This window comes from Flavobacterium keumense (assembly GCF_029866485.1).
Classification (GTDB): Bacteria; Bacteroidota; Bacteroidia; order Flavobacteriales; family Flavobacteriaceae; genus Flavobacterium; species Flavobacterium keumense.
This window is the reverse complement of record NZ_CP092332.1, coordinates 522,269-534,543: the sequence shown is the minus strand read 5'-3', so window position 1 is coordinate 534,543 and position 12,275 is coordinate 522,269. Positions and strand designations below refer to the sequence as shown.

Genomic DNA, 12,275 nt, shown 5'->3' with positions numbered 1-12,275 from the left:
ATTGGTGTTTGAAAAACGTATATCAAATATCGTAAATCTGAATTTTATTATTCTTTTGTTACATACAAATGTCGAATAATTTCTGAAATCAATCCTGTCCAACCCGTTTGATGATTAGCGCCAAGGCCTTTTCCTGTATCGCCATCAAAATATTCAAAGAACAAATGATTTTGATTGAAATTAGGATTTTTTTGGAATGTATCATACTCACCATACATCGGAATTTTTTGATTGGAATCGGGTACAAAAAGCGCTAATAGTCGTTTAGATACTTCTTCGGCAGCTTCTTTGATATTCATCATTTTTCCTGAATTAGTAGGGTATTCTACTTCATAATCAGGACCGTAATAGCTCGAAAATTTTTCCAGAGAGTCCAAAATCAAATAGTTCATTGGAAACCAAATAGGCCCTCTCCAATTGGAGTTGCCCCCAAACATATCTCCAGTAGCTTCGGCAGGAGTGTAGTCTACTCGAACAGTTCCGCCATCATAATTAAATTGATAGGGGTGTTCTTTATGGTATTTAGAAAGTGAACGAATGCCATAATCAGATAAAAACTCTGTTTCGTCAAACATCCGTTTCATAATCATTTTCATTCGGTGACCTCTTAAAATCGCAAGTAAACGGGTTTCTCCTGAGCCAGGATTGTCCCAACTTGAAACTAAACTTGCTAAATCAGGACGGTTGTTCAATACCCATTCTACACGACGTTTAAAATCAGGAAGTTGCTCTAAAAGTTCGGGAGTTAAGACTTCTACCGCAAATAGCGGGATTAAACCTACCATAGAACGCACTTTGAGCAATTCGGCATCACCGTTGGGTTTATGCAACATATCGTAGTAAAATTGATCGTCTTCGTCCCAAAGGTTGAGTTTGTCTCCACCAATAGCTTGCATCGCACCGGCGATATGCAAATAATGTTCAAAGAACTTTGAAGCCATATCTTGATACACCGGATTTTTAATAGCGATTTCACAGGCTATTCGTAACATGTTTAAGCTATACATAGCCATCCACCCTGTTCCGTCGGCTTGTTCTAAGTGTCCGCCTGTTGGCAAATCAGCAGAGCGATCAAACACCCCAATATTGTCCATTCCAAGGAAACCTCCACCAAAGATGTTGTTACCGCCTTCGTCTTTCAAATTAACCCACCAAGTAAAGTTCAGAAGCAGTTTGTGAAAGATGCGTTCTAAGAAAACAGTATCTCCTACACCGCCGTTCATTTCCTTGTCAATCTCATACACTTTCCAAGTGGCCCAAGCGTGTACAGGTGGATTAACATCTGAAAAAGACCATTCATAAGCAGGAATTTGCCCGTTAGGGTGCATATAATATTCTCGTAAGATGACTGATAATTGTCTTTTGGCAAAATCAGGATCTAATCGAGCCAAAGGTAGCGTGTGAAAGGCCAAATCCCAAGCTGCAAACCAAGGATATTCCCATTTGTCAGGCATGGATAAAATATTAGCCGCATAAAGGTGTTTCCAAGCGTTATTTCGTCCTTTTTTACGTTCGGGATCAGGTTTTGGCATGGCAGGGTCGCCTTTGGTCCATTCAAAAACATTGAAATAATACCATTGTTTGGTCCAAAGCATTCCTGCGTACGATTGTCTTTGAATGGATTTTAAATTTTCGTCTTCAATTCCTTTTTGAAGTGAAGCATAAAACTCATCAGCCTCTATTTGACGTTGTTCAAAAATCGCATCAAAATCGGCAAAAGCATTTTCTGGAGTTTGATTTGTAAAACGCAGTTTAAATACTTTTTTCCCTTTACCAGGAATAGTCTGAGAATATTTTACAGAAGCCTTGGTTCCAATATGATTCGGATTGACAGCTTCAATTTTATTATCTACAATATAATCATTAATACCGTCTTTAGTGTAATGACTTAAGTTAGGGGAGTTGTACAGTTTCTCAAAATTGGTTTCGTTCTCACAAAACAAAAACGCATCTGCCTCTTCAGCATATAATTTGAATCGGCCCACCACCTGATGATTTATCTCAATATGAGAGGTCCCGATACCGGTTAAACTTGGTTTGTGTTTGTAATTTTCATAACCCCAACACCAAGTGTTTCTGAACCAAACGGTTGGCAAAACGGTAATTGGAGCATCAATTTCAGAGTGATTTTCAACGGTTACTTTGATTAAAAGATCTTGTTCATCGGCCTTGGCATATTCCATTGAAATATCAAAATAAGCCTCATTATCAAATATTCCGGTATCAAGCAATTCATATTCAGGCTCTAATCGAGAGCGTTTCTTGCTTTCTTCAACCAATTTTGAATATGGAAATGCTGCTTGAGGGTATTTGTACAACATTTTTTGATAGGAATGTGTAGGAGTAGAGTCTTGGTAATAGTAGATTTCTTTTACATCCTCTCCGTGGTTGGACTCGCTTCCAGTTAAACCAAAAAAGCGTTCTTTTAAAATATGGTCGTTATGATTCCAAAAAGCAAAAGCAAAACAAATATGCTGTTTGTTATCTGAGATTCCGCCAATACCTTCTTCTCCCCAGCGATAGGCTTTTGAACGAGCCATGTCGTGGGTAATGCTATTCCATGCATCTCCATTTTTAGAGTAATCTTCTCTTACGGTTCCCCATTGGCGTTCGGTAAGATAGGGACCCCATTTTTTCCACCCTTTATTATCGTTTCGTAGTTGTAATCTAGTTCTCTCTGCGCCTTTCTCTGACATGATAGTGTAATCTGAATTTGGTGTTGCAATTTATATAAATACGCTTTAAAAACAGCTGATTATTCTGCAAAAATCCAATCGTTTTGGTGTCAAAAAAGGAATTTTGTTCCCTATTTTATCATCGTTTTGAATTCTTTTTTTAAGTTTTGATTGGCTAAAACAACTATTTTGCTTCTTTTTAGAGGAGGGTAAATTTTATTTTTAGGTTTAATAATCTTTGTCTTTTACAGAAATAAAAGAAAATCGCTTATGGATTCTATCTTTTTTATTCTTTTTAAATTTTTTCAAAACAGTTTTTAAATACTTAATAATCAGAAAAATAAAATCTTTTTTCAAACAGTCATTATTTTAGAAATCCGATTAATTTGAAAAAAAATCAAAAATTTTTAAAAAGTTGTAAAATCACAACTTTTTTTAAAATCAGATCAACTTATTTTGGAATCAGAAAAATGAAATGAAAAATAATAGTTTTTAAAAGAGTTAAAAAAAATAAAAACTAATTAGTGATTAGGAGAGATGTGGGGACATTTATAACAGTATGCATTTATTAAAAATCATGTAGTGTTTTCCTAATCATTTCCTTTTAATTATGAACTTTCATCGATTTAGTTTGCTTGATAGTTTAGATAATTAAAGGGAGAATCAAATATCATACTGGCTACCTCTTGCCAGTATGGTTTTGATTTAATGAGGCACAAACTATTTTGAAAAGACAAAAGTATCAAATGAATATTCTTAAATATATTATTAACGAAGAGAAAATCCCTGTGATTTTTAGTGCAAAAATTTTGCACCAAGAAATTTTACAGCGTGGTGTTTCTGCTGGTTTTTTAATTTTAAATTATGACATTGATGCCAATTTGTTTGTTGTAAAGTGTTTTGGCGAAAGCACCTCAATGAATCTAAAAGTAGATGATCAAGACGAACGCATCATCAGTGAATTTTTAAACAAACAATTCTATACATTAGGACACTTGCCAGAGGATATTTCTTTTGTGTAATTATTACTTAGATGCTTATCTGTTTACTTTGATATGTTTCTTGATAATTTTACTTAAATAGGTAGTATCAATTCCTAGAAAAGAAGCCAAATGTTTCTGACTGATTCGATTAAAAACAGCCTTTTGTTTTTCAAATAAATAGTCATAGCGACTTTCGGCATTCATAAATCGAAGAGCACTGGCTTGTTCTTGGTAATCACATAATTTGTTAAATAATTCGTTGGAGGCAAACAAAGCGGCTTTATGATTATTTTTCATAATAAAATCGAGAGTTGATTTTTTAATCGAAATAATTTCGCAATCTTCCAGAGCTTCAATACAATGTTCACTGGGTTTTTGTTTATGATAACTACTAACCGATGTAATGAAATCGCCTTCTTGGACAAACCAAGTATTAACTTCCCTTCCGTCGTTTAATACATAAACTCGAAGTAGTCCTTTTTGGACATAGAAAATTTCTTTGCAAATTTCTCCTTGTTTGAGTAGCGTTTCTTTTTTCTTAAATTTTTTTGTAAATAATAAAGAGACAAGTTTGTTTACAATATGAAGGTCTTTTGGTTGAAAATACAGTCCTGATTCCAGGCATTTGTCAATAATGTTCATTTATAGGGGCAATTGTTTTTAGGTTGATTTGGATTAAACGGCTTTTTTTCTATTTTTTAATTCTTCGTTAGATTTGTAATTACTAATAATTTTACTTAGGTAAGCGGTATCCGTCCCTAAATAAGCCGCTAAGTGTTTTTGGCTAATACGCTCTAGAATATCTCCTTTATGAGTTTTAAGAAAAGCATACTTTTCTTCAGCATTCATCATACGCAACATTTCCGCTTGTGCCGAAAACTCTGCAATATTCGTCATGAGTTCATTTACAGTAAACAATGCTAGTTTATGATTGTTTCTTAAAAGCATTAACCAAGTGTCTTTTTTTATGCTCATGATAATTGAGTCTTCTAGCGCTTCTATGTACTCTTCTGAAGGTATTTGATAATGAAAACTATGACAAGCATAAACGAATTGACCTTCCTTTACGAACCAAGTATTAACCTCTTTACCGTCTTCTCGAATATAATAAACCCTAAGTAGGCCTTTCTGGACATAAAACATTTTGGTGTTTACTTCGCCTGCGCGTAGTAAGAGATCTTTTTTTTTAATTTTTTTACTGAATAAAAAAGAGGCTAATTTTTCAATAAGTAAAAGATCTTTTTTCGTAAAAAATTTATTGCCTTGTAGTGCTTTCTCAATTATGTTCATAACTAATTTTGGTTTTTAGTTTTGTAATTCTTTATAATTTAGATATGATTTTACTCAAATAAGTTGTTTCAATTCCTAAAAATGAAGCAATATGTTTTTGACTTAATCGGTTTAAAATGTCAGGTTTTTTGTTTAATAGAAATTCATACTTTTTTTCGGCGTTCATAAACCGTAAAGATTGACATTGATCATGATATTCGCAAAGATTTATATATAATTGGTCGATAACAAATAAAGCCAATTTGAGGTTGTTTTTTAACATCCATTCATAGGTACTTTTCTTAATTTCCAACACTTCACAATCTTCGATTGCTTCAATATATTCGTCACTTGGAGTTTGATAGTAGAAACTAGTTACAGAATTAATGAATTCTCCTTCTTTTACAAACCAAGTGTTTATTTCTTTTCCTTCATGAATTACATATACTCGCAACAACCCTTTTTGAACATAATATATTTTATTGTTAATACTACCCTCACGTAAAAGAATTTCTTTCTTTTTAACTTTTTTCACAAATAAAAAAGTAGCCAACTGTTCTAATAAAGGCAAGTCTTTATTTGCAAAGAAATTCCCTGACATAAGCACCTTTTTGATAATATTCATATTTAATATATTTAGTTCTTGTGATTAGAAATAATTTTACTTAAATAAGTAGTTTCAATTCCTATGAATGAAGCGATGTGTTTTTGACTTAATCGGCCCAAAATATCAGGTTTTTTTGTAGCTAGAAATTCGTATTTCTTTTCAGCATTCATAAAACGTAATAATTGACATTGATCACTGTATTCGCATAGTTTGATATAGAGTTCATTTATTGAAAACAAAGCCAGCTTATGATTGTATTTTAGTAATGTTTCAAAAGTACTTTTTTTAATATACAATATTTCACAATCTTCTAATGCTTGAATGTATTCTTCGCTTGGAATGTCATTATAATAACTATTTACAGAACTGATAAAATCGTTTTCTTTTACAAACCAAGTATTTACTTCTTTTCCTTCGTATTCTAAATAGACCCTAAGAAGTCCTTTTTTTACGAAAAAAATACAATCATTGACTTTTCCAGCTTCGAGCAAAAACGCTCTTTTTTTAATTTTTTTTGAAAATAAAAAAGCGGCAATTTGTTGCATTAAGGGTAGTTCTGTTTTTTGAACGGAAGCGTTTTGTTTTAAGTTGCTTAGGGGCTTCATTTTATTTTAGATTTGGGTATGGGAAATTATTTTTACGTTCTGCTAGTATTATAGCAGATAAAAAATCATCACAAATATAGAAAAAAAATAAAATTTATCTAAAAAGTTGTGATTTTACAACTTTTTAGATAAAACAGAGTATTACTTTTGGCACATAAATGAAAAGGGTTTATATTAATTGTGCTGATTTTTTAATACTATGAAAGGAATTATGAATCGATTTAGTTTTTCCGAATCCTATTCTAATAAGGTTTCGAAAGTTTCTAAAGAAGATATTTTTTGTTTCCATCAAATGTTATTAAAAATGAAGAAAAAACGGCCCAATTTAAATGTGAATAGGATAATGTTGAGATTGTACCCTAATTTTAAATTACCTGAATAAAACAAAAATTAAATATAAATTACTAATTGCCCTTAAAAAGATCCCAAATCTTTTACAATTCCAAATCAAATTATAGATCAGCAATTGCTGATTTATAATTTTTTTTTGTGAATAACATCAAAGTTATAGAAATAAGGATTACGGTAAAATAGTAGAATGCTTACTTTTGTCGTGGTTTTAAAAAGTAGTTAAAGAGTATTTCATGAGAAAAATAATTTTTTTATGTATTATATCAATACAATTTTCTTTTAGTCAAAAACTCCACCATCAGGTTGTTGCTTCGCAAGGAGGCATTTACAACATCAGTAATGGTTTTAGAATTTTACAGTCTGTAGGTCAAGTAAATGCAATGATTGGGAATTATAAAATTGCTAATTTGGTAATTGGACAAGGATATATTCAAAGTTTTGCTTTAGGTAGTAATAGCTTGCCCATTCAAAATCCCATTTCTATGATCCTTTATCCCAATCCTGTAATAGATACGATTACTTTTACTTTTTCTTCCAATATAGGGGAAAAAGCCCAGTTGTATTTATTTGATAGTAGAGGTAGATTAATTTATAGTCATTTGGCCGAATTGTATCAAAACAGTTCAAAATATGACCTTTCGAATATTGCAGAGGGAGTGTATTTTGCTAAAATAGAAACATCAAATCATATTTTTTCTACTAAATTAATTAAAACTCAATGAAAAAAATACTAATAACGGTGTTGTTTACATTAACAATGTTACAAGGGTACACACAAGAAATTTATTTCTTAACAGGAAAAAACCATACTAATTATAAAATACGGTATACTGGTTCTGAATTGATAAATAATCTTGAAAAGAAAGGTGACGGGGATAGTTACGAAATAGGTCTTGCATTACCTATAAAAGTACAACGCCTGGCTTTTGATAATAATTTAAATTATACAATAGGACTAACCTTGAATCAATACAACGCTGTAGCTGGTGACTTGGCTAATAATTATATATGGAAAACCGAGTATATAGGTATTCAAAATGCTCTAATATATTCATTTGTTAGATCTAATCATATTGATCTAGCATTAAAAGGAGGAATTAATTTGTCCACAATGTTGTATGGGAATCAAACCATTAATAACTCAAGATTCAATTTGAATAATCAAAGAGACTTTAATGGTCTAGTTTTAACTCCTGTACTAGGAATTCGGGCTAAATGTAATTTATCCGAATACGGCTATTTAAGTTTGGGATATAATTATTCTAAAAGTACTAACTTAACGAATGACACTAATAAAAAATTATCATTTTTAACTCACCAGATTTTATTTGGAATCTCTTTCGAATTGTATTAATAGTAAGCTTATGAAAAAAATTATTATTTTATTTGTTTTATTAACTTCTTCTTTAATTTATGCACAAAACGCAGGTATAACTTATCAGGCTGTAATTTACAATCCTAGTACAGAAATTTTACCAGGGGTTAATAATACTAACGCTATCCTGTCCAATAAAGAGATTTGTTTACGGTTTTCTATTCTTGATGCCACATCTAATTTAGAATATCAAGAAACACAAAGAGTAAAAACGGATCATTTTGGAATGGTAAATTTGATTGTTGGTTTAGGAAACCAAGTGGGAGGTTCAGCATTTAATTTTAATTCTATTGTTTGGAATAGTAATCAAAAGAAAATGAAGGTGGAAATTGATGTAAAAGGCACTTGTTCTAATTTTATTGAGGTTAGTAATCAAGATTTTTCAGCGGTCCCGTTTGCATATGCTTCTAAAGTAGCAGAGTCTGTATCTGGAATTGTACCAATTATTAATGGTGGAACAGGTTCCAGCACTGTTTCTGGAGCTAAGACAAATTTAGGTCTGAATAATGTAGATAATACATCCGACGCAAACAAACCTATCTCTATTGCTACTCAAAATGCATTAAATACAAAAGAAGATAAGTCAAATAAATCTACTACCACAACACTAGGTACGAGCGATTTATTATATCCAACTCAGAATGCTGTTAAAGTGTATGTAGATACTCAGATTTCTAATGCTACTATTCTAGATGCAACATCAAATTCAAAAGGTAAATTAAAATTAGCTGGTGATTTAGGAGGTACTGCAGATGCTCCTACCGTACCAGGATTAGCTAATAAAGAAAATACAATAACATCGGGAACTACCTCACAGTTTTGGAGAGGAGACAAAACATGGCAAGATTTGACTAAGTCAACAGTTGGTTTAAGTAACGTTGATAACACTTCTGATGCTAATAAACCTATATCAAATGCGACTCAGACTGCATTAAATGCTAAAGAGGATTCCTCTAATAAGTCCACCAATATTACTCTTGGAACAAGTGATGTACTGTATCCTACACAGAATGCAGTAAAGACCTATGTTGATAATCAAGTGAATTCGGGTGTTATTGATGCCACTTCAGTTTCAAAAGGTAAATTAAAATTAGCTGGTGATTTAGGAGGTACTGCAGATGCTCCTACCGTACCAGGATTGGCTAATAAAGAAAATACAATTACATCGGGAACCACCTCACAGTTTTGGAGAGGAGACAAAACATGGCAAGCTTTGACCAAGTCAACAGTTGGTTTAAGTAACGTTGATAACACTTCTGATATTAATAAACCTATATCAAATGCGACTCAAACTGCATTAAATGGTAAAGAGGATTCCTCTAACAAGTCCACTAATGGTACTCTTGGAACAAGTGATGTTTTATATCCAACCCAAAATGCAGTAAAAACGTATGTAGATGGTCAAATCGCTGCAATCATTCCGCAAGATGCCACATCTACAGATAAAGGGAATGTACAATTAGCAGGTGATTTAGCAGGAACAAATAGTTCAGCCACAAATCCAGTTATTTCAAATGCTGCTATTAATACTGTAAAAATTGCAGATAACGCAGTAACTAACGTAAAAATTGGTGGAGTAATTTCAGTAGAAAAAGGAGGTACAGGGGCAGATTTGAGCTCAAATGCTGGCTATGTAAAACAAGCTACAACAGGAGCTAATTTCTCAACAGTATCTACTATACCGGTTGCTGATGTTGCTGGAGCAGTAAGCTCAGTAAATGGAGTGACACCAGTTAATGGAAATGTTTCGGTTTTAATTGGTAACGTTTATACAGGCAATACCATAACACCAACAACAGGAACAACTCCCATTCGATCGGATATATATATTGTATCTGGACAAACGGGAACTCCAAATGACAATGGTCGTACGTTTATCTATGATGGTAGTGTTTGGCATGAGATTTCCACCAATGTTGCAGCCTTAGACAACACCTTTGTAAAGTTGTCAGGTAGTACAATGTCTGGCAATCTTGTTTTTCCTACAACTAGAAAGATTACAATTGACGATGCGCCAACAGCAAGTACTGATGTTACAAATAAAGATTATGTAGATACTAAAATAGGAGGAACAGGGAACACTAATTTTATTCCAAAATTTTCTTCTTCTAAAACACTTACAAATAGTTCTATTTTTGATAATGGCAATCTAGGAATTGGAACATCTACCCCAGGGAATAAGTTAGAAATTACACATGGCACAGCTGGAAATTCAGGCTTGCGATTCACAAACCTAAATTCATCAAGTTCAGCATCCACATCGGCTAGTAAAGTTTTGGGGCTGAATAGTACCGGAGATGTTATTCTAACAAATATTCCAGGAACACAAAATATTGTTTCTTTTTCAACAGCAAATCCAAATACAGGAAGTCCTATTTTTACCCCCAATACTCCTATTGATCAAACAGTGATTTATCAATCGACAGTAGATAATAGTCTATGGACGTTTAATGGGAACACTTATGTAACGTACACTGCACCAGCAACAACGGCTTGGAATTTAGCCAATACTATAAACGATGCGGGGAGTAATAAAACGTCAAGTATTTGGAGGTCAGGAGGAATAATTGCAGGTGGAACTTCATCTACATTAATGTATGGAAATATAACTGCTAATGGAGGTTCAAATTTTAGTGGAGTTCCTGCTTTTGGGACAGCCTCAATAGGTTTAATCAGAAATACTGCAGCTGGATGGACAGGAAGTGGTTTTTTATTTTCAAATTCAACAGCTGGATCAAATGCATTTTCAATGGTATACAATAACGACAAGGCTTATTTCGGACATTTAACACCTTCAAACACATATGCATTATATGGTGTTTGGAACAATACAGGTTTTAAATTAGGTGAAAATGCTAACACGAGTGCAGTTAATAAATTAGACGTTGAAGGTGCAGTGGCCATAGGCTCTTATGCAGGATTTAATTCTGCTCCTTCAAATGGATTAATTGTTAGTGGAAATGTGGGTATAGGTGCAAATACACCCACTACTCGATTACAAGTAAATTCTTCTATTGCAACAAATACTGTAAATACGGAAGGAATATTTAGATTGCAACGACCTCAAAATCCAGGTGTCAAATGGGAGAATATTGCTCAATTTAATTTGGGAAGTTATGCGGTTACAACAGGCGGTAGTACAAACGCAACGAGTAGATTAGATTTAGCCATGAATGACGGTGATGGAGTAGCTACTAGTAATATTATGACATGGCAAGCGAATGGTAACGTGGGAATTGGTACAACTGCTCCAATAAGTGCTTTTTCAAATACATCTTCAGCAATTCAAGGTTCAAATTCCACAAATGCTTTTACTGGAGGATTCACTTGGTCATCACCAGGTACTGGTTTTGCAGGGTCTTTTTATTCCCAACCAACTAATGGTAATGGTTTACAAGTTAAAATTGCCGGAAATACAAGCGCCAATAATGCTTTAGAAGTTTCATCTGGAGCAACTCAGACAGGTTCATTAACACCTTTGTTTAATGTTCTGGGAAATGGTAATGTAGGCGTAGGAACTTCTTCACCATTAACTAAATTGATAGTTAATGACAATGCTTATATTTCCAATATACCTACAACTACAGCAAACTTAATGGATAATTCTACGTTTAGACCATTAACTCGTTTTCAAACTACTTCTGGGATTAATAATAATGCTATAAGTCATTATTTGACTACTACGGTAGCAGCTATTCAGGCACATAATTATTCGACAGGAGTATCTTTACCTTATGTTTTACAACCTGCGGGAGGTAATGTGGGTATAGGTACTTCAGCACCATCAGCATTATTGGAAATTACTAGTCCTTCTGGAAATGGAGTTGCTCCTAAATTGAGGTTAACGAATCCAATTGGAAAAAAGTGGGAATTACAAAGTGGTATCTCTGGGATAAATGATACTTATTTTGGCATATATAATGTTACGGATAATGTACAAATATTAACAGCTAAAAATACAGGAGAAGTTGGAATAGGGACTACGGCTCCTTCAGCACAATTACATACAACGGGTTCAGTACGATTTGCTGGGGCGGGTACGCCAGGTGCTGGAAAAGTATTAACATCTGATGCTTCTGGGAATGCTACTTGGCAAAATGCGGTCGGTTCAACGACTGTTAGTAGTAAAACAGCTGATTATATCTTAACATCATCTGATAATGCTGGATTTATTGTGATAAATAGTGCTACATTAGTTACTATTACAGTTCCTTCAACATTATCAGCCGGTTTTTATTGCCAAATTATTCAACAAGGAACAGGGCAAGTAAGCGTAGTAGGTGATACTGGTGTATCGGTTACGAGTGCAATGGGAACAAAGAGTAGAACCATAGGTTCATCTATAGGTGTAATACTTACTACTTCAACAACAGCTTTTCTATCAGGCGATACCGGATTTTAATTAAAATT

At 33.3% G+C, this 12,275-nt stretch carries 9 protein-coding genes; 4 read left to right on the top strand and 5 right to left on the bottom strand.

Annotated features, from left to right (window positions below; all coding sequences use genetic code 11):
- Positions 1-47: 47 nt before the first annotated feature.
- Complete coding sequence (locus MG292_RS02355; protein ID WP_264534296.1) at positions 48-2,696, bottom strand: MGH1-like glycoside hydrolase domain-containing protein; 2,649 nt, start codon at positions 2,694-2,696, stop codon at positions 48-50.
- A gap of 725 nt (positions 2,697-3,421) precedes the next feature.
- On the opposite strand from MG292_RS02355, the gene MG292_RS02350 reads away from it, so the two are divergent.
- Positions 3,422-3,697 carry a hypothetical protein gene (locus tag MG292_RS02350; RefSeq protein WP_264534297.1) on the top strand — a complete coding sequence of 92 codons (276 nt, stop codon included), beginning with the start codon at positions 3,422-3,424 and terminating at the stop codon, positions 3,695-3,697.
- Between the two features lie 15 nt (positions 3,698-3,712).
- On the opposite strand, the gene MG292_RS02345 is transcribed toward MG292_RS02350, so the two are convergent.
- From MG292_RS02345 to MG292_RS02330, 4 genes are read right to left on the bottom strand one after another with little or no spacing between them, the layout of a single operon-like run.
- Positions 3,713-4,300, bottom strand: a complete 588-nt coding sequence (locus MG292_RS02345) for a Crp/Fnr family transcriptional regulator (protein WP_264534298.1) — start codon at positions 4,298-4,300, stop codon at positions 3,713-3,715.
- A gap of 33 nt (positions 4,301-4,333) precedes the next feature.
- Entirely contained in the window at positions 4,334-4,948 is a 615-nt protein-coding gene (locus tag MG292_RS02340; RefSeq protein ID WP_264534299.1) for a Crp/Fnr family transcriptional regulator, read from the bottom strand.
- A 31-nt stretch (positions 4,949-4,979) separates the two neighbouring features.
- Positions 4,980-5,552 (bottom strand): Crp/Fnr family transcriptional regulator, encoded by a 573-nt coding sequence (locus tag MG292_RS02335; RefSeq protein WP_264534300.1) that lies wholly within the window; start codon positions 5,550-5,552, stop codon positions 4,980-4,982.
- A gap of 11 nt (positions 5,553-5,563) precedes the next feature.
- Positions 5,564-6,139: a Crp/Fnr family transcriptional regulator gene (locus tag MG292_RS02330; protein ID WP_264534301.1), complete on the bottom strand. Its 576-nt coding sequence runs from the start codon at positions 6,137-6,139 to the stop codon at positions 5,564-5,566.
- Between the two features lie 584 nt (positions 6,140-6,723).
- Between MG292_RS02330 and MG292_RS02325 the strand changes: the two genes are divergently transcribed.
- Genes MG292_RS02325 through MG292_RS02315 form a run of 3 tightly spaced genes read left to right on the top strand, consistent with a single transcriptional unit; the run spans position 6,724 to position 12,267 of the window.
- Complete coding sequence (locus MG292_RS02325) at positions 6,724-7,212, top strand: T9SS type A sorting domain-containing protein (protein WP_264534302.1); 489 nt, start codon at positions 6,724-6,726, stop codon at positions 7,210-7,212.
- Complete coding sequence (locus MG292_RS02320; RefSeq protein WP_264534303.1) at positions 7,209-7,844, top strand: hypothetical protein; 636 nt, start codon at positions 7,209-7,211, stop codon at positions 7,842-7,844. The genes MG292_RS02325 and MG292_RS02320 overlap by 4 nt, the downstream gene beginning before the upstream one ends.
- 10 nt (positions 7,845-7,854) lie before the next feature.
- Positions 7,855-12,267 (top strand): beta strand repeat-containing protein, encoded by a 4,413-nt coding sequence (locus tag MG292_RS02315; RefSeq protein WP_264534304.1) that lies wholly within the window; start codon positions 7,855-7,857, stop codon positions 12,265-12,267.
- Positions 12,268-12,275 lie beyond the last annotated feature (8 nt).